At 39.8% G+C, this 25,466-nt stretch carries 24 protein-coding genes; 11 read left to right on the forward strand and 13 right to left on the reverse strand.

What is annotated here, in order from left to right:
• Nucleotides 1-36: 36 nt before the first annotated feature.
• Nucleotides 37-369: a single-stranded DNA-binding protein gene (locus tag BUA96_RS03850; protein WP_072980631.1), complete on the reverse strand. Its 333-nt coding sequence runs from the start codon at nucleotides 367-369 to the stop codon at nucleotides 37-39.
• A 230-nt stretch (nucleotides 370-599) separates the two neighbouring features.
• Between BUA96_RS03850 and BUA96_RS03855 the strand changes: the two genes are divergently transcribed.
• The 3 genes from BUA96_RS03855 to BUA96_RS03865 all read left to right on the forward strand — a co-directional run bounded on the left by BUA96_RS03855 (nucleotide 600) and on the right by BUA96_RS03865 (nucleotide 2,321).
• A complete protein-coding gene (locus BUA96_RS03855; protein WP_072980633.1) occupies nucleotides 600-1,328 on the forward strand; it encodes a carbon-nitrogen hydrolase family protein in 729 nt (242 codons plus the stop codon).
• A gap of 75 nt (nucleotides 1,329-1,403) precedes the next feature.
• On the forward strand, nucleotides 1,404-1,928 hold the full coding sequence (locus BUA96_RS03860) for a YfiT family bacillithiol transferase (protein ID WP_072980635.1): 525 nt from the start codon (nucleotides 1,404-1,406) through the stop codon (nucleotides 1,926-1,928).
• 45 nt (nucleotides 1,929-1,973) lie between these two features.
• Entirely contained in the window at nucleotides 1,974-2,321 is a 348-nt protein-coding gene (locus tag BUA96_RS03865; protein ID WP_072980637.1) for a hypothetical protein, read from the forward strand.
• On the opposite strand, the gene BUA96_RS03870 is transcribed toward BUA96_RS03865, so the two are convergent.
• The gene (locus tag BUA96_RS03870; RefSeq protein ID WP_072980639.1) at nucleotides 2,322-2,783 is read right to left on the reverse strand and encodes a CBS domain-containing protein; all 462 of its coding nucleotides are present in this window, start codon (nucleotides 2,781-2,783) and stop codon (nucleotides 2,322-2,324) included.
• Nucleotides 2,784-2,921: 138 nt separating this feature from the next.
• Here BUA96_RS03870 and BUA96_RS03875 point away from each other — a divergent pair, with 138 nt between their 5' ends.
• Together BUA96_RS03875 and BUA96_RS03880 are read left to right on the forward strand one after the other, a co-directional pair.
• Nucleotides 2,922-5,228: a M20/M25/M40 family metallo-hydrolase gene (locus tag BUA96_RS03875; protein ID WP_072980641.1), complete on the forward strand. Its 2,307-nt coding sequence runs from the start codon at nucleotides 2,922-2,924 to the stop codon at nucleotides 5,226-5,228.
• A gap of 21 nt (nucleotides 5,229-5,249) precedes the next feature.
• On the forward strand, nucleotides 5,250-6,053 hold the full coding sequence (locus tag BUA96_RS03880; protein WP_072980643.1) for an SDR family oxidoreductase: 804 nt from the start codon (nucleotides 5,250-5,252) through the stop codon (nucleotides 6,051-6,053).
• Nucleotides 6,054-6,138: 85 nt separating this feature from the next.
• Here the strand turns inward: BUA96_RS03880 and BUA96_RS03885 are convergent, their stop codons facing one another.
• On the reverse strand, nucleotides 6,139-7,467 hold the full coding sequence (locus BUA96_RS03885; RefSeq protein ID WP_317041289.1) for an aspartate kinase: 1,329 nt from the start codon (nucleotides 7,465-7,467) through the stop codon (nucleotides 6,139-6,141).
• 146 nt (nucleotides 7,468-7,613) lie between these two features.
• On the opposite strand from BUA96_RS03885, the gene BUA96_RS03890 reads away from it, so the two are divergent.
• A complete protein-coding gene (locus BUA96_RS03890) occupies nucleotides 7,614-8,255 on the forward strand; it encodes a hypothetical protein (protein ID WP_072980647.1) in 642 nt (213 codons plus the stop codon).
• 54 nt (nucleotides 8,256-8,309) lie between these two features.
• On the opposite strand, the gene BUA96_RS03895 is transcribed toward BUA96_RS03890, so the two are convergent.
• The 5 genes from BUA96_RS03895 to BUA96_RS03915 form a co-directional block, all read right to left on the reverse strand.
• Nucleotides 8,310-10,373 carry a M13 family metallopeptidase gene (locus BUA96_RS03895; protein ID WP_072980649.1) on the reverse strand — a complete coding sequence of 688 codons (2,064 nt, stop codon included), beginning with the start codon at nucleotides 10,371-10,373 and terminating at the stop codon, nucleotides 8,310-8,312.
• A 33-nt stretch (nucleotides 10,374-10,406) separates the two neighbouring features.
• Entirely contained in the window at nucleotides 10,407-10,907 is a 501-nt protein-coding gene (locus BUA96_RS03900) for a nuclear transport factor 2 family protein (protein WP_072980651.1), read from the reverse strand.
• Between the two features lie 9 nt (nucleotides 10,908-10,916).
• Complete coding sequence (locus BUA96_RS03905) at nucleotides 10,917-11,513, reverse strand: hypothetical protein (RefSeq protein WP_072980653.1); 597 nt, start codon at nucleotides 11,511-11,513, stop codon at nucleotides 10,917-10,919.
• A gap of 80 nt (nucleotides 11,514-11,593) precedes the next feature.
• On the reverse strand, nucleotides 11,594-12,037 hold the full coding sequence (locus BUA96_RS03910) for a hypothetical protein (protein ID WP_128755650.1): 444 nt from the start codon (nucleotides 12,035-12,037) through the stop codon (nucleotides 11,594-11,596).
• Between the two features lie 172 nt (nucleotides 12,038-12,209).
• Complete coding sequence (locus tag BUA96_RS03915; protein ID WP_072980657.1) at nucleotides 12,210-12,779, reverse strand: hypothetical protein; 570 nt, start codon at nucleotides 12,777-12,779, stop codon at nucleotides 12,210-12,212.
• 206 nt (nucleotides 12,780-12,985) lie between these two features.
• Between BUA96_RS03915 and BUA96_RS03920 the strand changes: the two genes are divergently transcribed.
• From BUA96_RS03920 to BUA96_RS03930, 3 genes are all read left to right on the forward strand, one after another.
• A complete protein-coding gene (locus BUA96_RS03920; protein WP_072980659.1) occupies nucleotides 12,986-13,267 on the forward strand; it encodes a TIGR03643 family protein in 282 nt (93 codons plus the stop codon).
• Nucleotides 13,268-13,638: 371 nt separating this feature from the next.
• On the forward strand, nucleotides 13,639-16,761 hold the full coding sequence (locus BUA96_RS03925) for a SusC/RagA family TonB-linked outer membrane protein (protein ID WP_072980661.1): 3,123 nt from the start codon (nucleotides 13,639-13,641) through the stop codon (nucleotides 16,759-16,761).
• 13 nt (nucleotides 16,762-16,774) lie between these two features.
• Nucleotides 16,775-18,238 carry a SusD/RagB family nutrient-binding outer membrane lipoprotein gene (locus tag BUA96_RS03930; RefSeq protein WP_072980663.1) on the forward strand — a complete coding sequence of 488 codons (1,464 nt, stop codon included), beginning with the start codon at nucleotides 16,775-16,777 and terminating at the stop codon, nucleotides 18,236-18,238.
• Nucleotides 18,239-18,424: 186 nt separating this feature from the next.
• Here the strand turns inward: BUA96_RS03930 and BUA96_RS03935 are convergent, their stop codons facing one another.
• Complete coding sequence (locus BUA96_RS03935) at nucleotides 18,425-18,799, reverse strand: hypothetical protein (RefSeq protein WP_072980665.1); 375 nt, start codon at nucleotides 18,797-18,799, stop codon at nucleotides 18,425-18,427.
• 193 nt (nucleotides 18,800-18,992) lie between these two features.
• Entirely contained in the window at nucleotides 18,993-19,352 is a 360-nt protein-coding gene (locus BUA96_RS03940; RefSeq protein ID WP_072980667.1) for a toxin-antitoxin system YwqK family antitoxin, read from the reverse strand.
• Nucleotides 19,353-19,629: 277 nt separating this feature from the next.
• Here BUA96_RS03940 and BUA96_RS03945 point away from each other — a divergent pair, with 277 nt between their 5' ends.
• Nucleotides 19,630-21,873, forward strand: coding sequence for an inorganic phosphate transporter (locus BUA96_RS03945; RefSeq protein WP_072980669.1), 2,244 nt, complete (start codon nucleotides 19,630-19,632; stop codon nucleotides 21,871-21,873).
• A gap of 52 nt (nucleotides 21,874-21,925) precedes the next feature.
• Here the strand turns inward: BUA96_RS03945 and BUA96_RS03950 are convergent, their stop codons facing one another.
• From BUA96_RS03950 to BUA96_RS03960, 3 genes are all read right to left on the reverse strand, one after another.
• Nucleotides 21,926-23,278, reverse strand: coding sequence for an aryl-sulfate sulfotransferase (locus tag BUA96_RS03950; RefSeq protein ID WP_072980671.1), 1,353 nt, complete (start codon nucleotides 23,276-23,278; stop codon nucleotides 21,926-21,928).
• A gap of 223 nt (nucleotides 23,279-23,501) precedes the next feature.
• The gene (locus BUA96_RS03955) at nucleotides 23,502-24,182 is read right to left on the reverse strand and encodes an HD domain-containing protein (RefSeq protein WP_072980672.1); all 681 of its coding nucleotides are present in this window, start codon (nucleotides 24,180-24,182) and stop codon (nucleotides 23,502-23,504) included.
• Nucleotides 24,183-24,185: 3 nt separating this feature from the next.
• Nucleotides 24,186-24,953: a lysophospholipid acyltransferase family protein gene (locus BUA96_RS03960; protein WP_072980673.1), complete on the reverse strand. Its 768-nt coding sequence runs from the start codon at nucleotides 24,951-24,953 to the stop codon at nucleotides 24,186-24,188.
• Nucleotides 24,954-25,100: 147 nt separating this feature from the next.
• Between BUA96_RS03960 and BUA96_RS03965 the strand changes: the two genes are divergently transcribed.
• On the forward strand, nucleotides 25,101-25,463 hold the full coding sequence (locus BUA96_RS03965) for a hypothetical protein (RefSeq protein ID WP_072980674.1): 363 nt from the start codon (nucleotides 25,101-25,103) through the stop codon (nucleotides 25,461-25,463).
• Nucleotides 25,464-25,466 lie beyond the last annotated feature (3 nt).

Raw genomic sequence — 25,466 nt, forward strand, 5'->3', positions numbered from 1 at the left:
ATAATGCGGCTTTTTTGATACAATCTCCTATCCTGGTTACTTCCCGAGCAGCAGTAATTCGTTGCAGACAATTTCAGTGAGATAGCGCTTCTCACCATGTTTGGTCTCATAGCTACGAGAGGTCAGTTTACCTTCAATGGCTACTTCTTTTCCTTTAGTTACATAGTTTTCTATAACCTCAGCCGTTTTTCCCCAGGCAACCACATTGTGCCATTGCGTATCGGTCACGCGCTCGCCTTTATTATTTTTATACGTTTCATTTGTGGCAATGCTGAATTTCGCCAGTTTCTTACCCGAATCAAGATTCACGATTTCAGGGTCATTTCCCAAGTTTCCGATCAACTGTACTTTGTTTCTTAGCGTACTCATAATTTTCAAATTTTTGGTTAAACAGTTAATGATTAATTGCACTGCAAAGATGAAATGAGAGCCAAATTATATTCGGTTAAGAAATAGTTACTTTCGTTTATAAATGTTTGTAACCGTTTGTAAATGGATATGAGTCAAAGTAGCATAAATAATTTTGAGTCTTAAGCACATCAAATAAAGCTTAACTTCGTTATAAAACACTTATACCAAAGCAAAAACTTATCAGGTTTATGAAGATTTGCTTAGCACAGATAGCCCCTCATCGAGGCAACGTTCAAAAAAACATGGAGATCCATAAAAAATGGATTGAACGCGCGATTCATGAACAAGCAGATCTGATCGCTTTTCCTGAGCTTTCTCTTACCGGTTATGAACCCCAAAAGTCAAAAGCCTTGGCATTTTCTGAACATGATGAGCGACTAGATCTTTTCAAACAGCTTAGTGACACGTATAAAATAACGATCGCTATTGGAGTTCCTACAACCTCTAAAACTGGGCTTCATATTAGCATGTTTATTTTTCAGCCGCAGCAGGAGCGCAAAATGTACTCAAAACAGCACTTACACGTAGACGAACTCCCCTTTTTTACACCAGGCACTGAGCAACTTATTTTTAAGGTGAACCAGACACCAATTGCTCCCGCGATCTGCTTTGAATCTTTACAGAATGAACACGCAGAAAACGCATTTGATTTGGGCGCAGCAATTTATTTAGCAAGTGTAGCAAAATCAGAAACCGGAATGAAAAAAGCATATGCGCATTATCCTAAAATCGCAAAAAAGCACGCCTTTCCGGTGGCTTGCGTAAATAACATTGGCTTTTGTGATAACTTTTACGGAACTGGTCAAAGCGCTATTTGGAATGAAAAAGGTGACTTGATCGCGGCGCTCTCGAAAGATCAAGAGGGTCTTTTATTTTATGATTTTGAAAACCACAGTATCCGTATTATTGAGGTTTGACATGCATAACCCTCGGTTTTCAAAAAATCTGAACTATCTTAAGGCAAGCGCCGGAATTACTAAATATATCTTCTTATGAATTTAGAACAGCTGAAATATCCCATTGGCCACTTTCAAAAGCTGGAAGCCATCACGGCAAATCATATTACATCGTGGATTGCGACTATTGCTGAATTTCCACAAAAGATTGCGGCGTTAACCAAAAACCTTGAAGAAGACGCACTCTCAAAAACGTACAGGCCTAATGGTTGGACGATCAGACAACTTGTACATCATTGTGCCGACAGCCATATGAATGCGTTTATTCGGTTTAAGTTGGCACTCACTGAAGAAGCGCCCAAGATCAAACCTTATTTTGAAGATAAATGGTCCGAATTACCCGACACACGATCTGCTGCAATTACCTCCTCATTAAAATTGATTGAAGGCTTACACGCGCGTTGGACAACGCTCCTTCAATCTTTACATTCTGAAGATTTGATTAGAGAATACATACATCCGGAACACGGCAAACGCTTCAGCCTGTCTGAAACTATTGGGATGTACGCTTGGCACTGTGAGCATCATTTAGCACATGTGCAAATAGCGCTTAAAAACTAGAAATTCAGTATCTTAGAAAAGTTTTGGTTTAGTTAATTAGAGCATATGCAAAAAACCTGTCCCGAGTGTGGAGATAAAATTATAGGCAGAGCAGATAAAAAATACTGCAGCGACGCCTGCCGCAATGCCGCTAACAATAAACTCAACAGCGACACTAAAAATCTAATACGCAATACTAACAACCACCTGCGAAAAAATTATCGCATTCTAGAGTCGCTCAATCCCGAAGACAAAACCAAAACCACGCGTGACAAGCTCACTTCTTTGGGCTTTGATTTTAATCTTTTCACGAGTATTTACACTACAAAAGCCGGCACGGTGTACTACTTCGTTTACGACCAAGGCTATTTACCTTTAGAAGGTGATTATTATGCTTTGGTAAAACGCAACTGATTACTTCCAGGTATTTCCTCTAAGTTTTAAGGCAGCTTTAATCACATCCATCTGACTGATCTGCCCTACTAATTTTCCATTTTCAACAATGGGAAAACGTCTGTGTTTGCGCTCGATAAAGAAACGGGCTGCATCAAAAACATTCATATTTCCATCAATGGTTTCCACATCAATCGCCATATTTTGACCTACCGTAGCATTATCCATTGGTAAATTGTGATAGCGACTATCTGAAATATGCTTGATACAATCTCCCTCAGAGATCACACCGAGCAGTTCGTTATTCTCATTCACCACCGGCGCACCAGAAATACGATGTTTGATCAGCTTTTGCATCACGTCCATAACCGATTGATCTGGGGTAAACGTGATCAGTTTGGTCGTCATATAATCAGACACTTTGATATTTACTTCTTCGGCAACGACTTTTGATCGTTTACCCATAAAACTCTTGATTCCCATACGCTTATATTTTAGACTCTTTAAATTAGAAAAATTATTTGAATTAACGAAAACGTTTGCATTAACTAAAAAGCATATTAACATCAACCTTGTGCAAAACCTAGTTTCCCACTACCTTTAGCTTAACTATACGTGCTTATGAAAACAACCTACGCTGCCGTCCTCTCGTTTCTATTGCTTTTAGGGCTTACCTATTTCAGTTTTTATACTCATAAACCTCAACAAGTTTCAGGTCTAGACACTCCCGAAACTAAATTTTCTACTGCCCGAGCTTTTCAACTTTTAGATTCGATCGCTCAAAAACCCCACGCGGTAGGAATGCCCGCACATCAAGAAGTGCAAGATTTTATAGTTACAACTTTAGAAGGGTACGGTCTTGAAGTAGAGTTACAAAGTGATTTTGCTTACAAGCCGGGTTGGGGCGCATTAAGCAGAGCCGAAAATATAATTACTCGAATTCCCGGTACGGGTGAAGGTGAGACCTTATTAGCGATGACGCATTACGATAGTGCGCCGCATACGGCCTCAAAAGGCGCCAGCGATGCCGGAAGCGGCGTAGTCACTATTCTAGAAAGCATTCGCGCATTTTTAGCCAAAGGCGAAAAACAAAAAAATGATATCATTCTTCTTTTTACCGATGCGGAAGAATTGGGGCTCAACGGCGCCTCTGTCTTTGTCAACAAGCACCCTTGGGCAAAAGAGGTTGCTCTGGCATTGAATTTTGAAGCGCGCGGAAGCGGCGGCCCATCAAATATGATCGTAGAAACCAATGGTGGAAACGGTGCATTGATCAAGGCTTTTGCTGAGGCAAATCCGTCGCATCCTTATGCCAATTCATTAATGTACAGCGTTTATAAACTGCTGCCTAATGATACTGATAGCACTGTGCTGCGCGAAAACGGCGATATTGACGGCTTCTTTTTTGCCTTCATCGGGGATCATTTTGACTATCATACGGCAAACGACATCCCATCTCGTTTAGACCCGCAATCTTTAGAACATCAAGGTAGCTATCTGACTGCATTACTGGATCATTTCAGCAATGCTGATCTCAATTTAAAGGCAGACCAGGATTATATTTATCTGAATATGCCCCTAATCAAAATGCTGTATTATCCATTCAGTTGGATTTTCCCTATGCTAATTTTAGGTTGGATTTTATTTTTTGCGGTGCTTATTTATGGCCTGCGCAACAAGTCTTTCAAATTGATTGAGGTTTTACGCGGATTCCTACCGCTGCTTATTGCCCTTGTTCTCGCTTATGTCATCAGCTTAGGATGGAAGTTAATCCTGGCATTAGACCCTAAACAAGCCGATATCTTACAAGGTTTTCCTTACAACGGTTACGAACTGCTTGCCGGTTTTGTTGCGCTAACATTGGCTGTTGACTTTTTTATTTACAAACTATTTTACCGCCCCAATAGTGCTGCTTCCCTTAGTTTTGCACCTTTATTTTTCTGGTTATTGATTGCTACCGGAGTCGCCGTGTATCTTCCGGGAGCTTCGTTTTTTATCATCCCAGTGTATTTTGGATTGCTGGCTGTATTTTTACTTATTGAGTTCTCAAAACCGAAGTTCTTTATCTTAACGCTGCTTTGTGCTCCTGCGCTTTTTATAATCACGCATTACATCAAAGAATTTCCGGTGGGTCTCGGTCTTAAAATGCTGGCCGCCGCAACGATCTTGACGGTGTTACTTTTTGGTCTCCTACTTCCGGTAATTGGATTTTACAAGATGAACGCTAAGATTGCCGGACTTTTCACTTTGGTAAGTATTGGAGCTTTTATTGCCGCCTATGGCAAAGCAGATTTTACCGAAGAACGTCCCTTTCCTACGAGTCTGAACTATGTCTATGACGTAGATCAAGAGCAGGCATTCTATGCTACATACAATACCCAACTCGACCCTTGGCTTCACGAGATCTTGGTTCAAAATGCCACCGATGATACACCACTAGAGATCAATCCGCCATCTGGTAAATACGGTAGCCAATACAATTATATCACCGCAGCGCCTAAAAATTTTGTCGCTCCGTCTCAAGTCTATACCGAAAAAGACACCGTGATCAGTGGCGAGCGCCGACTTGATTTTGTGATCTTTCCGCAGCGCAATGTGGGCGATATGATCTTGATGTGTCCGCAAGGGACGCTATTTAACCGACTCAGTTTTAACGGGCAGGAAGTGTTTCCGCGAAGCGGAGAAACTCATCCGTTAGAAAACCGCAACAGTGATTATTTACTGAGTTATCGTCTGGTAGATCGCGAACCACTGGAAGTTCATTTAAGCATTGCTGAAGACGCTGCTTTGAGCTTTACACTTTTTGATTATAGTTACGATCTTTTAGAAAACAGCAGCTTTGACCTACCTTCGCGACCCAAGAACAGTATGCCGATGCCTTTTGTAAATACAGATGCGCTAGTGACCAAGCAGCACATTCAGTTTTAAGGCTTCGGAAAAATTTGAGCTATGAGCAACATTGCAATCGCAGGATTAGGCTGGCTAGGGTTACCCCTTGCCGCACAATTACAAGAATTAGGACATCGCGTTAAGGGTTCGGTCACCTCAAAAAATAAACAAGCCGAATTGCGCAACCACGGCTTAGATGTTTATCAAGTTGAAATTGCTGAAGATGAAATACGTGGAGAAATACAATCCTTTCTTGCTGATACTGAAATCCTGATCATCTTGATTCCGCCGGGACTACGCCGCAATACAGGGCATAATCACGCGTTGCGAATGGCGCAACTGTTGGATGCTACCGAAAAAGCTTCGGTTAAAAAGGTGATTTTAATAAGCAGCACGGGCGTTTATGATGACGCTCAAGGCGCTGTTACCGAAAAAGACCTTCCACAACCTCAAGACAACAAAGGCAAACAACTACTTGAGGTCGAGCAGATTTTCTTTAAATCTCCTACGTTAGAAACTACGGTGATCCGTTTTGGCGGACTCTTTGGCGGAAGCCGAAACCCTGTAAAATATCTTGCCGGTCGCACCGGGTTATCTAACGGAAATGCCCCTGTAAATTTGATTCACAGACAGGATTGTATGGGCATCATTCTAGGGGTGATCTATAAAAATGCTTTTGGCCACATTATAAATGCGGTGCATCCCGAGCATCCCAAAAAAGCAGAGTACTACACCAAACAAGCGATTGCCTTAGGTCTAGAGCCTCCACAGTATGATACCGAAGAAGCAGAGGAAACCTATAAAAAAGTAGATTCGGTTACTTTGAAGCCTTTACTGGGCTACACGTTTCAGAAAAGTTTATAACTAAAAAAACCCGGCAAGCACACACCGGGTTTTCCATGTTTCCTTCTGGTTGGTCAGAAGAAGGCTAACACTAACTAACAAAAGTCTAAGCTATTGCTCCCTCTAGTTGGAACAATTGCGCGTTTAAATATTGTAATGTGTTAATCTTTTCGCGAGTTGGAACAAGAAGCGAAATGTTATTGTTACTACCTCCGTAAGCGATCATACGCACCGGGATAGAATTTAAAATGCCAAAAGCTTTGTACGACTCGTGATCTGCAATAAGGTTTTCTCCTACGATACAAATAATACTGTGATCTTCTTCAACAGTAACTTCAGCAATAACAGAAAGTTCTGTGATGATCGCTTTTAAATTACGCGTGTCATCTATCGTTAACGAGATAGCAACCTCAGAAGTGGTGATCATATCAATAGAAGTCTCGTGACGATCAAAAACCTCAAATATCGTTCTCAAGAAACCGTGTGCCCCGAGCATGCGGTTTGATTTGATTTTTATAGCGGTAATACCATCTTTTGCTGAGATCGCTTTTAGACCGCGGTTGTGATACTCATTAGAAATTTTAGTCCCCGGCGCCGATGGCTCAAACGTATTTTTTAACCATACCGGAATATCACGATCTATAACCGGTGCTACCGTTTGTGGATGCAAAATCTTTGCTCCAAAATAAGCTAGTTCTGCCGCTTCATTATAGGTCAAATGCTCAATGGGTTGTGTTTCTTGTACATAACGTGGATCGTTATTGTGCAATCCGTCAATATCTGTCCAGATTTGAACGCCTGCGGCATCTACCGCAGCTGCTATAATGGTCGCACTAAAATCACTTCCTCCGCGCTTTAAAGTTGCCAGAGCGCCGCGCTCGTCGCGACAAACAAAACCTTGAGTGATGTAAAGTTCAGATGGATTTTCTGCTAATTGAGGTGCCAAAGCTTCAGCAACAGCATCAATATTTGGATTCTCAACAGAACCTACATTCATAAAGGTACTCGCATTGAGCAACACATTGCTTACGTTTTCTTGATCTAAGAATCTCGAAAACATCCAGGTAAGCATGGTTTCGCCATACGTAACAAGTTCTGCATAGGTAGTCAACGTGCGACCACCTGTTGCGATTTCTTGTAAAGCAGCTACAAACGTCTCAATTTGAGCTTTTGTTTCTGGTTGATTCTCTGCGGTAAACAGATCTTCGATTGCTTCAAAATGTTTAGCTTGAAGCTGCTCTAGCACATTGGTGATTTGTGCTAAATCTTTATCTATACTTGCCTGATTAAGGCTTACTAATAAATTGGTAACACCAGACATTGCAGAGAGAACCACAATTTTTGGCTTTTCGGTAACAGCTAAAATTTCTACTACCTTTCTAATGTTTTGAGCGCTTCCTACTGAAGTTCCTCCAAATTTTAAAACATTCATCATCGTCAAATTAATTCCGTTGGGGATAACATTTAAATAAATCGCTTATGCTTAACCGATTATTGCTGCATAGTTAAGCCGAAAAAAACTCCGCCGAAAAAAATTCAACAATTTTATATAAATTTGTACAAATTGTTAAATATATAACATTGAAAACGATAACTTCTGTTGTTGAACAACTTATAAAACATCAACCCTATACCGAAGATGCTTTGATGCGCAAGATCATTAACTACAGTGCCCTTGCCGAAGATTTTCAGCCACGCATAGAAAAAGAACTGGGTAAACCGGTTAATGTGGGTTCCATTGTAATGGCATTGCGCCGTTATTATCCTCAAAAGCGCGTAGATGAGCGTATGATGCGCGATCTGGGAGATATTGTCGTGCGCAGCGGGATTACTGACTTTACCTTTCTCAACTCCAATACGATTTTAGAGAGTCAGTCTAAGCTTTTAGAAGAAACCAAGACCATTCCTAAAGCCTATTTAACGTATTCCAGTACGTTTCACGAGAGTAATATTTTGGTTTCAAATGACTTGACAGACCTTGTAGAGCGCTGTTTTCAAGATGAAACCTGTGTGATGGTCAAGCACGATCTTTCTTCGCTTTCTATCGCACTTCCCGCAAATAACTCTAAAACCGTCGGACTTTACTTTTATATATTCAAGTTACTCGCGTATGAAGGAATTCCCATTTTTGAAGCTATTTCCACCTCAAACTACTTTACCCTTTTTCTTGAAAAGGAATACGTAAATCAAGCTTTTGCTTTGGTTAACGAAATTAAAGGCTAAAAAAAATCCCGAAAGCAATGGCTTTCGGGATTCTGTATTTAGATAAACATCGTATTACCAAATGCGTACGCGGTCTTCTTCCGGTACAAACATAGGATCACCTTCTTTGATATTAAAGGCTTCGTAAAATGCATCAATATTCTGAAGTGGCACATATGCGCGATACATTCCCGGAGAGTGCGGATCTGTTTTAATACGTGTACGTAATGCGTCATCCCGCATTTTAGTACGCCAGATCGTCGCCCAGCTGATAAAGAAACGCTGTTCTGGAGTAAAACCATCAATGTTCTCTGGTCTTCCGTTTTTCTCATAGAATTTTTGCAAACCGGTATAAGCAGCTAGTAAACCGCCAAGATCACCAATGTTCTCTCCTAAAGTGAACTTCCCGTTGATGTACAAGCTGTCTGCAACCTCGATATTGCTATATTGCTCTGCTAAGGCCCCACTACGAGCAGTAAAGGCTTCAAGATCTGCATCAGACCACCAGTTCTTTAAGTTTCCGTCGCCGTCAAAACGCGCTCCACTATCATCAAAAGCATGTGATATCTCGTGCCCTATTACGGCTCCGATTCCACCGTAATTTACAGCTTCATCTGCTTGATAATTATAGAATGGAGGCTGTAAAATTGCCGCCGGAAAAACAATCTCATTAAATGAAGGATTGAAATACGCATTTACCGTTTGCGGCGACATTCCCCATCTGGTCTTATCTACCGGCTCTTTATAATCTGCATTATTCTTGTCAAGAGACCAGCTTCCGTAAGCCAGCATATTTTCAAAATAGCCTTGTTCTGCATCGATCTCAAGCGTAGAATAATCCTCCCATTTGTCAGGGTAACCTATTTTTACCGTGAACTTGTTAAGCTTTTCAATGGCCTGAACTTTCGTAGAGTCAGTCATCCATTCAAGTGCATTGATACGGTCTCTGAAGGCTTCCTTGATATTTGCGATCATTGCCTCGGCTTTTTCTTTCGCCTCCGGCGGAAACACTTTATCTACATACAATTTACCTACAGCTTCTCCTAAAGTACCATCTACTGTGGCAAGAGCGCGCTCGTCTGCAGGTTTTTGTTTTGGTGTTCCATTAAGTGTTTTGCTATAGAATTCCCAATTAGCATATTCTAAGTCGGTTGTCAATTTATCTGACCACGAATTCAAAGTTGCCCAACGCATAAGTAGCTTTAAATCTTCTAAAGAAGTCTTTGTAAGCACATTTTGCAACGCGCTCATATATTTAGGCTGAAGCACGATCACTGTATCTACTTCTTTAGCAAGACCTTGATTTTCAAAAAAGACTTCCCAGTTAACCGCCGGTGTGATTTTCTGTAACTCAGCAACGCTCTTTGGATTATTGAGGTTACGTGCGTCACGCTGTTCAACTTTATCTAATTTAGGCTCGGCTAATTTCGTTTCTAACGCAAGAATGCGCTCTGCTTCTTCTTTTGCAGTAGCTGCATCATCACCCGCATATTCTAGTACCCAGCTAATGTATTCTTTGTACTGCTCGCGAATTTCTTTAGACTTCTCATCTTGCTCGATGTAGTAATCACGATCAGGCAATCCTAATCTTCCCGGAGCAATATACCCGGCATTCATCTTACTGTTTGAAAAATCTGAAAATACTCTGAAGTTAAAAAATGGAGTTCCGGTACCATTGCGCAATTGTCCTACACGCTGAATATCGGCCACCGAAGCTATAGATGCAATGCTGTCTAATGCAGGTTGAAGCGGTTGAAGTCCGGCTTCATTACGTGCAACCGTGTCTAACTCGCTTTCATATAGGGCAAGTGCTTTGGCCTGATCTGAGTCTGCGGCATACGTGTTGCTTTTACGCGCATCATTAATGATGGTTAAAACATCCTCACGTGTTGTTTTACGCAATACACTAAAGCCTCCCCACACCGATTCTTCTTCAGGAATCTCTGTGGCTTTCATCCAATTTCCATTTACAAAATTGTAAAAGTCATCTTGCGGCTTCACTAAAGTATCCATATTAGCCATATCGAGCGCCGGTATTTTGGCCTCGGCTACGGCATCAGTTTTTGACTCTTGTTTACACGCGGTCAAACTTAAAATCCCGAGAGAAACCGGGACAATCATTTTAAACATTGAATTCATATAATAATATAAAAATAAAGGGGTTATGTAAATTTAATTTGCTCGAAACACTTTGATCAAAGCATCATCGTGCGTTTTTTTAAGCTGGGTGAGTTCGTCAACATTTTCATTAGGAACAGCAATAGACAGCACATAATGCTGTACTTTCCATTCTTTACCGTCCAAAAGCATCACTCCTGAACCGCGGCAAATTCCCATTTGCGTATCAAGTAATTCATCAAACCAAGCCATCTTGGCCTTTTTAGGATGATAAATGGTGCGCTCCAGTGTACTGAAACTCCACGCCTTTCCACGATCAAAGTAGGGTTTCGAAAATGCTTTAAACTGATCTAACTGCCAGTTTTCTTCGGCGTCTGTACCAATAAAAACAGCATCTTCAGTCATTAAATCAAAATACGCATCAAAATCTGCGTCTGCCGCAGCTTTATGCCAAGCCTCAAGCTGGGTGTTGATGGCCATTTCTATTTTGTCTTGTTTTTGGGCGGTAAGACTTATCGTGCTTAAAAGCAAAAGTCCTAGAAAGAGATGTTTCATAAGAAATTTTTAATTAACAGGAACGCGGTTTGCGCGCAACAAGCTGTCTTTGCGCACTTGCGTAGAGTCGCGTACCGCAGAAAGTGAATCAGCCTCAACCTCATATTGCTCCAGAAGTTCTTCAATAGACTTTTGAAATTTAAGATTGATCTGCAGTTTAAGGTTTTGAAACGCGTTATACAGTTCAGTTGCTTCTTTATAATAAGATACGGTATCCACCTCGAGTTTTGAAGCTTCTTGAATGGTGGTATTCATCTTTGTAAAAAGCACCGTAAGTCTGGAGCGCATCGCATTATTTACGAGACTGTCATTTACCTTAGATTGAGCCAAACTTGCGGTACTGATCCAATCTTCGCCATTCACTCTTAAATACTGAATTCTAACCGTATCAAGAGCAGCTATATGAGCCTGAAGTTCCGGAAAACTTTCCCAACCTTCAATTGCCGTTACCGCAGCAGGAGTAAGTGCAATATTGCCTTTTTTATTTTCATCAAAGTTGACTTGTAGCGTATCAGTTGCATTGCGCGGATTCACAGTAACTTTCGTTTCTTCTTTACAAGAAAAAAGCATCAATACAAGCAGTAGTGCGGTAGCGTAAAACTTCATAGTTTCAAATGTACACAAAGGTACGCACAAAAAAAGCTCCTTGTTTAGGGAGCTTACTTATTTATTCTTCTTTTTCACAATTATAAGGTGCGGTTGAGTTCTTTATTTAGCGTATCAAAAGCTTGAACGATCGTCTCAATATGATTCTGTACAATACGCTCCCGCATTTCGTTGCGGTTGACTTCTGTATAGAACTGATTAATTCTAGTATCTACTTTTTCAACGCGATTTTTGATCTCTGGAGTTTCAATAGCATCAGGGATTTGTAAGATCATTGCGTTGCAATTATTGGCCATCTTATCCATAAAATCTATTGCGTTGAGCGCATTAGTATTTTCGATCATAGCAATATTGCGTTTAAGTGCCCAGTAGCCGTCCCAGTCTTTAATCATTTCTTTGACATTAGGTTCTAATTCTTCTACATGAGCTTTGATCGCAAAATCTTGCGTTGTGGAAGAAGCGCCTTTTTTACAGGACACGCACAGCACCACACAAAGTAGTATTTGAAGCAGGTAATATTTCATTGCATTGGGGATTAACATTGCAAATTTATGACAGTCAATCGCTTATATAAAGTTGCGTAGCTTAAAGTATTGCTAAAACTTTATTGAATTTGCGGCAATGCTACTAAAAAATTAACAAATACAAAAAAAGGCCTCCTATTTAGAGGCCTTCTTTATTAAATTTTCTATCGTATTACGATGCTTTTTTAGTCATCGTTTCTTTCAACTCTTCATTAAGGTCTTGATACGCTTCAACAAGTTCTTCTACTTGGTTATCAATTTTTGAGGTTTCAACACCCGGTTGCTCTACAACGCGTCTCAAATCTGCCACTTCTTCTCTGATATCCTTAATATCCTCCTGAACCTCTTCGGTTAATAGGCTAGCAGGTATCGTACTTTCAAGAGCTGTGGTTTCATTTTCTAATTGTGTGATATAATCTGTAATTTCTTCTTCAGGAACTTCTTTAAGTTCAAGCTTGCCTAGGCTTCCAGAGAACGTCTGATATTCTAACCAGCCGTCAAAATCAAGCTTTTTGTCAGCGTCAGCTTCAACACCTTCCCAATCTATCTCGTAGTTTTCGGGCATGGTAGGTTTTTTTGGCGTAACTACAGCATCTGCGTAACGCGCCTTTTCAGGAGCTGTGCTATCTACAACCTGCACCTCTTGGTTTTCTTCAACTTGTGCTTCTTTATCTTTATCTGTTTTACAGCTTGCAAGTGATGCGATCAACAAAGCGCTCACTGCGATTTTTATTGTTTTCATAAGTAGTTATCATTTAATTGAAGAACAAATTTAGCAGCGAAAAGCATCCGTTTATAAAGCGATACGATAAATTATACTTAAACTTTTGGTTTGATTTTAACGTGCTACGGCTCTATTGTTAAAGCGAAATAGCAGAACGTTAATTTTATTAGAAACTGCTTGACATTAGAAAGTGATTCGTTTAAATTATACTAAAAACTTTTGCTATGAGTACCGAAAACTTATCAGATCGAGAATTAGATAGAATTATTGAAATGGCGTGGGAAGATCGCACAACCTTTGATGCTATTGAATTTCAGTTTGGTTTAAAAGAACAAGAGGTGATAGAACTTATGCGTCGTGAAATGAAACCTTCTAGTTTTAGAATGTGGCGCGCTCGAGTACAAGGTAGAGCTACCAAGCACGCGGCCAAAAGAACTTTTGAAAAAGGCACTTTTAAAAGCTCCCGACAAAAGCAGATCACCCACAATAAAATCAGCAAACGATAATCTATTCCTGTCACTGTAGATATTAGATTTCCGGACAAATCTACTAGAAGTATATTTTTTTTAAAAATGCTTCTAAACGCGCCAAAGACTAATTTTCTGCAACAGTATTTTTAAAAGACTGTCATTTATTGACGGTTTTTTAGTTTTTTGGCTAATAATTCTCATCAATTAGAATCTTATTACAACGATATCGTATTAATTAGTGTTAAAATCCTTAACTAATAAATACGATAGTATAACAATGGGTTAACATTTACATAACAGAGGCGATTTAGTACCGCTATTTTCGAAAACGTCGAATTGGTCGATTCGATTTGGTAAAAAAGTAAAACGTTTTGCCACCGAAAATTTCTATTAACTAAATCACTAACATGAAAATCAAAACAAAAGGATTTCTAATGCTCTTTTTTGCATTAGTTGTACAGATGGCCCTTGCGCAAACGCAAACAATCACAGGTACCGTAGTTGACGATACCGGATTGCCTTTACCGGGTGCATCTGTGGTTATTAAAGGTACAAGCACAGGTACCTCAACCGACTTTGACGGAAATTTTAGCCTTAACGCGTCTACCGGAGATATACTTGTAGTAAGCTTTATGGGTTTTAATGATCAAGAAATACCCGTTACAGAAGAGACAACATATTCTATAAGCCTGAAATCAGGAGAAAGCCTTGATGAGGTCGTTGTTACAGCAAATGGGATTAAACGTGAGAAAAAGAGTCTTGGTTATTCACAACAATCTATAGATGGTTCTTCTGTAGTTCAAGCAAAAGATACTGATATCAACAGCGCTCTTGCAGGAAAGATCGCAGGGGTTCAGCTCATTGGTTCACCAAGTTCTACTTTTGACAATGCTTTAATACGATTAAGAGGAGAAACTGGAGTACTTTATGTAGTGGATGGTGTAAAAATCTATTCGGTTTCTGATATCAACATGGAAGATGTAGCCGACATCTCTGTTCTTAAAGGTGTTGCCGGTACAGCTCTTTATGGTACAGAAGCGCGTAACGGTGCTGTTATCATCACCACAAAATCAGCTAAAAACGGAGAAACGAGAATCTCTATTGACGAAGCAGTTTCTATGTCTTCTCTTTATCTGTTGCCGGAATATCAAAATCAGTACGGTGGTGGGTACTCTCAAGAGTTTTCAACTTTTGAAGGTCAATTAACCCCTAACTATTCTGCAGATGAATCTTGGGGTCCTGAACTTGATGGAACCCTTGTAAGACATTGGGATAGTTGGATTCCTAATTCTGACACCTACGGCGAACTAAGACCTTGGTCTGCAAATCCTGATAACGTAAGAGACTTTTATGAAACAGCAACTACTAACAACCTTACGTTCTCTTTACTAAAAGGAGGAGACGATTATAATATTAAAACTACGATCAACAATCTTAAGACGTCGTTGATCACTCCAAACACAAACAGAGAGCAGACTACAGTTTCTTTTAAAGGATCTTATAATGTAGCTCCTAAATTAAAATTCAACGGAAACTTTAACTATCAGTATCGATTAACAGACAATTTCCCTGTACAAGGTTATGGTAGTATCGGTTCTAACTTCAACCAGTGGTGGCAACGTCAATTAGACATTAACCGTCTAAAAAATTACAGACAAAACGGGCAAGTTTATTCTTGGAATATGAAGTCTGCTTCAGATCCAACACCACTATACTGGAACTCTCCTTATTTTGATGTTTATGAAAACACCAATTCTCAAATCAAAAATGCAGTGTATGGTAGTATTGGTTTAGAATATGAATATGACGAGCACTTGAGCGGTCTTGTAGATCTTCGTCGCACATTTAACAGCTATGAGTATGAAAGCAAAACAGGTTGGTACGGTTTAAGTCAGCCAGGCTATTCTGAAAATACGACGACGAATGAGTTTAACGAATTGTACACACAAATCAACTATGAGAACAAATTTGGCGCTTTTGATGTAGTGGCAAACGTAGGTGCACAATGGAATCAAAGAAAATATTCTTACATAGGCGCCAACACCACAGGTGGACTGCAAATTCCAGATTATTACAGCATCAGAACTTCGGTTGGAAACATTAATTATTCGAGAGATCACTCTTCAGAAAAGAACTATTCAATGTTTGCTACTGCTTCCATTGGTTATGAAAACTATTTGTATTTAGACGGTTCTTACAGAAAAGAGTGGAGCTCTACTGCAGATGTAAATGACAACAGTGTAGATACCTACGGGGTTTCAGGAAGTTTCATTTTTACTAATGTTCTTGAGAACAATGACGTATTAAGCTTCGGTAAACTTCGTGCCGGTCTGGCGCAAGCTCCATCATTTCCGGGAGTATACGCCTTAAACAACACCTATTCTATTCAGAATTCTTACGAAGACAAGCTAAGCATCTCTACTCCTAATACATTAGCTAACCTTACGCTTAAAGGAGGAATTCGTGAAGAAAAAGAATTAGGTACAGAGCTTCGTTTCTTTGGAAACCGCATAGGCCTTGACTTTACGTATTTCGCTCGTAAAGACAGTGAGCTTCCTTCATCATTGACCATTAATGGTGCAACAGGATATACTGCAACTACCGGAAACGAGTCAATCACTAAAACTAACGGTTGGGAATTAGGAATTACCGCAACGCCGTTTGACGGACCTGATTTTAGATGGAATATGGCCTTTAACATCGCCAACTACAATAAGAAAGTGGTTAAGATCAATGATCTTACAGATCAGACCTTATTAGCTAGCGTTTGGAGAGGTTATTTATACGCAGATGAAGGTGACGATTGGGGTAATATTTATGGTTACAAATGGCAGCGTGATGAAGATGGCAACATTCTTTTAAACGAAGCAGGAACCCCACAATACACCAATGCTATCGAGAAGATCGCAAACATTCAGCCTGATTTCACGGGTGGTTTCAACAACCAAATGTCGTACAAGAACTTTGATTTAAACTTCTCTTTTGACTTTCAAAAAGGCGGAAAATTCTATTCGGTTACAAAAATGTTTAACGCGAGTTCAGGGGTAGGTATTCAGACCGTAGGTACTAACGACTTAGGTAACCCAATACGTGATGTCGTAATTGATGCCAGCGGAAACGAAGTGACTTCTGTAAACGTGAACAACGCGCAAAGCTCTTCTGGAGGTATTCGTGTAGATGGCGCAGATGCGACTACAGGCGAACTCGTTTCATACTATGTGAATCCTAGAACGTACTTCGGAAATCTATATGGTGTTGTTGAAGAGTGGCTTTATGATGCTTCATATATCAAATTAAGACAAGCTTCTCTAGGCTATAATTTCCCAAAATCTATGATCGAAAATCTTCCTTTTGAAAATGTGAAAGTAAGTGTTTACGCAAACAACCTTTGGCTTATTTATTCTAGCGTAAAAGGAATTGACCCTTCTGAAATTGAAGATTATTATTCTAGTGGAAACGCCCGTTGGGTAGAAGCAGGACAAAATCCAAGTCAAAGAACCTTTGGTATGGATATTAAACTAACCTTCTAGAAACAAAATTATTATGAAGAACTATATATTAAAACTTACGTTGTTATCAATTCTGTTATTTGAAGTCTCTTCTTGTGACACTGTTGATTTTAACGACACCAATATTGATCCAGATGCTACTACAGCTGCAATTAGTAGTGGTCTCTTAACCTATGCCGAATCGCAAATAGGTTCTGCAGTTACCGCAGAGACAGGTAATTTATATGTACAATACATTTCAAACATTACCTATACCGAAGGTTCACGTTATGGTACAAGAAACTGGGATATTGACTACCTCTACTATGGCCCATTAATAAACTTGCAAACCATTATTGATCTTAACAGCGATGAGGAAACCGCATTAACTCAAGTTGCCTACGGTTTTAACGATAATCAGATCGCTGTGGCCAAATTACTTAAAGCGTATTTCTACCAGTTTGCGACAGACCGCTGGGGAATGCTTCCGTATTCTGAAGCGCTACAAGGTTTAGACAACACCACTCCGGTATTTGACTCTCAAGAGGAGATTTATCTTTCTCTTTTTGATGAGATTGATGATGCTCTTGCCCTGATAAATACCTCAGAAGCAGGACCTACCGGTGATTTGATTTTTGACGGAGATATGACGCGATGGATTCAGTTTGCAAATACCTTAAAGCTGAGTATGGCTTTACGTCTTTCTAACGTATACCCTGGAGCAAGTGGTGTAGCAGCTACTAAATTTCAAGAAGCGATGAGCGGCGCTATCTCTTCTAATGCCGAAAATCTGCTTTATCCTTTTATTGCAGATCAGTCGTATGATAACCCTTGGGAAGATCGTTTTGAAACTCGTGAGGATTATGCAGTAAGTGACGTTTTTGTAAACCGCTTATTAGCTGATGACGACAGCAGAATCGACGTTTACGCAGAATATACAAGAAGTTCAGTAGTCGCAGGAGACCCGCAATATATTGGAATGCCTTATGGTTTGACCACATCAAGCTATGCGGCTAGCGATGTTTCTTTTATCACAAGCGATATTATTTATGATCAAACGGCTCCCGGAGTGATCTATAGCTATGCTCAAGTACTTTTCTCTTATGCCGAAGCTGTAAAATTAGGCTGGATTAGCGGCAGCGCAAGCGATTATTATGAGGCAGCAATTACAGCTTCTTACGAGCAATGGGGTGCAGCAGATGCAGATGCCTATATCGCAACGGTACCTTTAAGCACTAACGATGCAACAGCAATGCAGCAAATTGCAGAAGAAAAATGGAAAGCGTTATTCTTACAAGGCTATGAGGCTTGGGCAGAATGGAGAAGATTAGGATATCCTAAGCTTACCCCGGCTGCAGAGCCCTTAAATGGAAGCGATATTCCTGTGCGCCACGGTTATGATTTAGATTGGTCACAATCAAACTCAGCTAATTATGAAGCCGCAGTAAGCACACAAGGAGAAGACAATTTAGGCACAAACCTTTGGTGGGATGCGCCACACCCTATAACTAACCAGTAATTATCTAGTTATTTTGTTTTGGTCAAGGGGATGCTCTTTATGGAGCATCCCCTTTTTTGTTGTTAGCCTTTTTACGGTCTTGGCTGTGGTTTTGTTGTGTGAATTAGAACGTAATTTTGCAAATAAAAACCAAATAGAAAATCCTCAATAATTTTTGTAAGTTGGCTGGAATTAGCAATTTTTTATTCAGTTCAAATATTTTTCGGTCTGTTTTTCAGTCAGAGGTTTTTTTGTAATCAAAATTTTAGAGTTGTTAATATCCGTTTTGTCATAAACAACTTTATAATATTTTCCGATTTCAGGTTTTCCCTCGCGAACAAATTCGGGATATGCTGCACTTTCAGGGTCAGTCCCGTCAATCCATTTTCCATCAATGAGATATGCAAATGTTATACAACCGGAAGCTGGTTTTCCACACATTTTAATATCTACAACTTTTCCGATTGTTGTCAACTGATTTTCGGAAAGACTACTTTCCTTATTTTCTTGGAATAAAAATAGTAACAGGATTATTAGTCCAATAATTGATAAAACAACTATTTTTTGATTGTTTTCGGTCATCTTGGTAAATGCAGTACAACTTCTATTAACTGGAATACCAATTTACAGAAAAGCATTTAGATTTATAATAGACGCTCTAAACCATAAAATGCTTAAGTGCAGCATCCTCAGACGGTTTAAAGCAAAAAAAAGTCCGCTGAATATTCAGCGGACTTATAATTTTTAAGACCTTGTTTTTAATAAAAAGCTAGGTTTACTCATTGCTCACTACACGCTCACCCTCAATTTTCCAAGTGTTAACGCTGGTAATTTGAGACTGGCTATAGTCTACTTCTCTTAAGGTGTCGTCATTCCAGAAAAACCATTTTCCGGTTTTCGCGCCATTTTCATAGTTAGCTACTGCAGTTTTAATTCCGCTTTTATCGTAGCTGATCCACTCACCTTGAAGCTTTCCATCTGCTGTGTAGTAACCCTTTTGACTAACCTGCCCATTATCGTGAAACAAAGTTGCTTTAATTAAATTACCTTCTTTAACATAAATGTTCTTCTTTTCCTGTGCTGAAGCAAAACTTACAGCTCCTAAAAAGGCAACGGCAACTAGTAACTTTTTCATAATAAACAGTATTTGGGTTAAACTTTACTTTACAAATATATGAAATTAGTAAACATAAAGAAACATTTACGTAACATTGAGTTAACATTAAAAATACAAAACACTGATTTACAAGTATTTGATATTATTTTTTAACTTAAAATACACGCTTTCCCCCACTGTTTAAACGCTTTTCAAACCTAGAATATGCATTTTGTTACCGTACTTATAACCTTCGCGTAACATTCAACTTTAAAATAAATATCAAATTTGCACATTTAAAAGACAGACCCTTTTTATGGATAATATATACTTGATTATGCTTATCGCTTTGGCCATTTTAGCCATTGCAGATTTAGTAGTGGGAGTGAGTAATGATGCTGTTAACTTCTTGAATTCAGCGATTGGTTCAAAAGCGGTGAGTTTTAAGACCATTATGATCGTTGCCAGTATTGGTATTGCTTTTGGAGCCCTCTCTTCTAGCGGGATGATGGAGGTTGCTCGTAAAGGTATCTTCGTCCCTGAGAAATTTTATTTTGACGAAATCATGGTCATTTTCATGGCCGTCATGATTACTGATATTTTATTGCTGGATTTCTTCAACACGCTGGGATTGCCTACTTCAACTACGGTTTCCATTGTATTTGAACTTTTAGGCGCGGCTTTCTGTATGACATTCATTAAGCTTTCTGGAAACTCGGACACGTTATTACATCTTGGGGAATACATCAACTCAGACAAAGCTATAGAAATTATTGTGGGTATTCTGCTCTCGGTCGCCATTGCCTTTACGGTGGGTGCTTTAGTCCAGTTTATTACCCGTTTGCTCTTAACCTTCAACTTCGCTAAGCGTCCTACTTGGAATGCTGCGGCATTTAGCGGAATTGCCACTGCGGCGATCAGCTACTTCATTATCATTAAAGGTTTAAAAAGTGCCGATTTTGTTCAGGGAGCTTTCTTAGATTGGGCTAATGCTAATGTATGGCCTTTCATTGGTTTAAGCTTCATCGTTTGGTTCCTTATTTCATACATCCTGATTAAAGCTTTTAAGCTCAATGTCTATGTGATGGTTATCATCTTTGGTACGTTTGCCCTCGCGATGGCTTTCGCCGGAAATGACCTCGTAAACTTCATCGGTGTACCTATGGCAGCCTACAACTCGTATGAGATTTGGCTGGCAAGTGGTGAACCTGCTACTAGTTTCACTATGGAATCTCTGGCAGAAAAAGTACCTACACAACCCTTGTTACTTTTAGGAGCCGGCTTAGTAATGATCTTAACCCTATGGTTTTCTAAAAAAGCCCGTCGTGTTGTAAAAACGTCGGTAGATCTATCCCGTCAGGATGAAGGCCAGGAGCGTTTTAAAGCCAATGCCGGTTCTCGTGCCTTGGTGCGTGGCGCTATGAAACTCAATGCGGGAATTATGTCAATATTGCCGGATTCGGCTAAGCAAATGATGGAAAAACGCTTCGCGAAACCTAAAGTTACTTCGCGCGTTGCTACTATTGATATGCCAGCTTTTGACTTGGTTCGTGCTTCGGTAAACTTAATGATCGCCAGTGTACTTATTTCGGTAGCGACTTCGCTTAAACTTCCACTTTCTACAACTTATGTAACCTTTATGGTGGCTATGGGTAGTTCGCTTGCAGACCGTGCTTGGGGAAGCGAAAGCGCCGTATATCGTGTTGCCGGAGTTCTTAATGTCATCGGTGGGTGGTTTATGACGGCACTTAGCGCATTTACAGCCGCTGCTATAATGGCTTTTCTTCTATACAAAGGCGGAAGCATTGCACTGTTCTTATTGTTTGCTGCTGCGATCGCAATTTTGGTGCGCAACTATATGAACCACAAAAAACGTTCTGAAGCCGAAGCTGAAGAGGGCAGATTAATGCGCGCTGTGAGTAATTCTATCCAAGGAATTATCAATGAAAGTACGACCAATGTGGCTTCAGCATTTAGACGCGGAAGCAAGGTTTATGTTGGTACGATTGAAGGTTTGGCTAAAGTAGATCTAGGCAAACTCAAAAAGAGTAAAAAAGGGATTGCAAAACTCAATAATGAGGTTGAAGAACTTCGTAACAGCTTGTATTATTTCATCAAAAATCTAGATGAAACCCACGTTCAAGCCAGTCGTTTCTACATTGATGTTTTAGGGTATTTACAAGATGTAACGCAGTCTATAGACTTTGTTACGACCTCAAGCTACAATCACCTCAACAACAACCACAAAGGGTTAAAGTTCACACAGCTTAAGGATCTAAAAGAAATCGAAGACAAACTGGATAAATTGTTTTCAAAAATTGAAGACACCTTCAATGCTAAAAACTTTGACGATCTGGTGGCTATATTAGAGGAAAAACAAAATCTGTTGGATAGCGTTTCACAAAAGATCGAAAAACAAGTAGAGCGCACCCGTAGTGCTGATTCCAGTCCAAAAAATACCATGCTTTATTTTAGTATTCTTCAAGAAACTGAAGATCTGATCAAAGCAACTATGAATCTGCTCGAGCATTATTACATAGAGCACAAAAAGCATATGTAGAAACATTCATATACTAGCAAAGCCCGAAGTTTTAAAGCTTCGGGCTTTGTATTTATTGTAGGTCGAAAGGATCTAAGACAGTATCATCATTATCATAGGCATAAGCACGCCACGTGAATCCCGTTCCTTTATACTTCCAAGCGATTTCTTGGTTCTCGGTAACTTCCCAACAGCCATAATCTCCTTCAGTAATTAGCGTATTTCCGTTTGACAATCTATAAGCTCCGGAAACTCGGGGTGCAAACAAATCAGGGTCTGTAAAACTCCATACTTCTTCTAATTCATTATCAGTATCAGCTTGCATTACAAACGCGTCAGGTAATGCCAATTCATAAACCACAGATTGCGTAACACCACCTAGGCCACCATTGGCATAGATCAATATATGCTCTGTATTTGCTATTTTATTGATGCCGTGATTATAAAAGAACGTTCGTGTTCCTTGTGAATTATTATAAGCCTCAGGATTCCCAAACCTGTACACGAGGTCACCTCCCTTGTTTCTGTTACCGCCGGTATTGAGCGCAGCTTCTTCGGTGGTTGTGCTGTGATCAAGCACCCATACTTCGCTATAAAAATTCACGCTTATATAGATCAGATCATTCTGAGCATCATATTCAATTCCGTTAGCGTGCATGATATCGCCGTTATAACTGCCGTCACGAAGCGCGTCCCGGTAATTGAGGTCAATACGCTGAGGGTTTTCAGAAATCAACCCATAGTTAGACTTGGTTACATCGTCTTCTTGTATGGTATGATCCCACGAACTCCACTGCCACACAATCTCGTTGGTTGCCGGATTGACTTCTATGAGCTTTTCAGCATAAATTACTTCATCATCATAAGCATATCCAAAGTTCTCACGCGCTTCATCATTCAGCTTACCTTCCCAGACCAATATGAGAATATTTCCGTTAGGCAATTCCTCTACATCGTGATGCCCTAATTCAAATGTGGTATTGATCTCGTACTCCCACTTTACTGTATTATCTGGAGCCACCAACTGTACTAAACCTCCAAACCCTCCAAAACTGAACGCTACATCTTCGGCAATCAGGCTTACCAATAAGTCTGAATTTTCAAGGAGTTCTGCATCATTACCTATGCCTTGCTCAAGCTCCCATTCGTAACGTATTTCGGCTTTATCTTTATTGATCATATACACCCGATTAAATCCCACATCATTGACTAAAACATAGCCTTCGCTTATGAGGTTCTCGTCATAGAATTCGATCTCACCGGCAACCTCATAAGTTTCTTCAGGTTCTTCTGGAGTTTCTGGATTTTCTGGATTTTCTATCGGTGTCTCTTGATCAGTCTCTTCCTCCTCAATAAAACCCGGTTCATTATCTGAACAACCAAAACAAATGAAGAGTAAGAATGCAAAAAGAATTGAGGGTTTCATAGGCTGTAAAATCTCTGAGAATAATTTTATTGCTTTAAACGCATAGCGTATCTAACAAGATCACTAATGCAAAAGCATATTGTGAACCAGCTAATCACAAGACTATACTTCCTGCACTAAGCTGGTTACCTAAATTACCCAAAAAGATTTAAAAATCGCTCATTGAGCGTATTAGAAGTCTCAAAGCTTGAGGTCTTATAACCTTCAAAATTCTAAAACAAGACTATTTTTTCCCTTCCCACTCCGCGTAAAATTGCTCCAGAAAAGTTTCCATAAAAGTGTGGCGCTCTTGCGCTATAGCCTGAGCGGTTTTTGTGTGCATTTTATCTTTGAGCAACAAAAGCTTTTCATAAAAATGATTGATGGTAGGAGCTTCAGACTTTTTGTATTGCTCTGCGGTCATATCTAGTTTAGGCGCGATAGCAGGATCATAAAGTTTACGGTTTTTGAATCCGCCGTAGTTAAACGTGCGTGCGATTCCAATTGCGCCAATGGCATCAAGACGATCTGCATCCTGCACGATTTGAAGTTCAATACTTGAATAGTCAGATTTAGGATTTCCGCCTCTGTAAGATACATTCTCAACAATCTTAACCACCGCCTCAACCCTTGAAAAGGTCACATTTTGAGATTGCAAAAACGCTGTTGCCAGTTTAGGACCAATACGCTCATCACCTTTGTTAAACTTAGAGTCGGCAATATCGTGCAAAAGCGCTCCCAAAGCTACGATCACCACATCTGCCTGATCTTCGCCCTTAGCGATATTCAGCGCATTTTTATACACTCTAAGCGTATGAAACCAATCATGCCCTCCTTCGGCTTCTAAAAGCGTTTTCTTGACATAATCGCTGGTCTTTTCGATCAGTGCGATATCTGACTTATGCAACTTCAGAGATTCGGTCATAGCTTAAATCAATTTTGATTTTCGGGTATGCTCTTTAATTTTGGGAAAATCAGCCAGCACAATATCTTGCACCTGTTTTACCAGTTCTTCAGGTGCGGTCCCTGCAACCGGAATAGGTTTATGAACGGTATGCTTTACGTGTACTCCTATATCTTGCGGAAATCCGCCCCAGCGCATTAATTTCCACGAATTGTTAATAGTCACCGGTACGACAATCGCATCAGGCATAAATTTAAAAAGCGTTACCAAACCACCTGTGGCAAACTGTTTTGGGATTCCATCTTTGCTGCGCGTTCCCTCAGGAAAAATAACCACAGATCTGTTGGTTTTATTTAAAGTTTTGGTGAGATCACGTATCGCCATAATAGATTGGCGCTTGTCTTTACGATCAATTAATGCAGAACCTCCCTTTCTCAAATTATACGAGATGCTGGGAATACCTTTTCCTAATTCAATTTTACTAATGAATTTGGGATGCAGGCGTCGCAGATACCAGATTATAGGTGAAATATCCCATTGCCCTTGATGGTTAGCAACGATAATTATAGGCTGATTGCGCGTTATAGTGTATGGGTTTTCAAAAGTGAAGCGCGTTCCCAGAAGATTCAAACACTTTAAAATGCAAAAATTAAGATAATCTACACTCTTTTTATGCGCTTGATAACCAAACCAGTTATAGCACACCCATTGCACGGGGTGAAAAATACAAATGGTCAAACCAAAAGCCAGATAAAAAATCACACTTAGCGGATATGCAAAAAACTTTCTCATGAGTTTAAAACTTAACAGCAAAGAAAACACATCAACTTGAAGTGACAAATTATAATGACATACATTCCCCTAAACAAAACTATATAATGGGGGAAATTCCCCTACTCTACCTAAAACCCGACAAGTACATTTGGGAAAAATTAAAACGTGAAGCAATCGCTCATAATACGGCTTACCATTGCGTTAATTGGTTTTAATTGCATTGCCTTTGGCGTAAATTATTTTGGAATTTCGCCGAAAATACAAGCGGTTTCTGAGCGAGAAACTTTTGAAATATTCTTATTTACAGATAGGGAACCCGGTACAAAATCTTCACTGTCACAAGTTGGGGGATTTTTGCAGGATCAAGATGGTTTTTGGCCCTTTGAGTCGTTTTATACTAAAACTTCAATAGGGATCGATCAATATACCGGAAGATTTAGAGGATTTTTTACCGGTTTTCTACTTTCTGAATTTGTGTTTTATAATCTGATCATTCTTGCCCTATTGCTGTTTTTAAAACTTTGGTAGAAC

Source organism: Leeuwenhoekiella palythoae (assembly GCF_900130045.1).
Classification (GTDB): Bacteria; Bacteroidota; Bacteroidia; order Flavobacteriales; family Flavobacteriaceae; genus Leeuwenhoekiella; species Leeuwenhoekiella palythoae.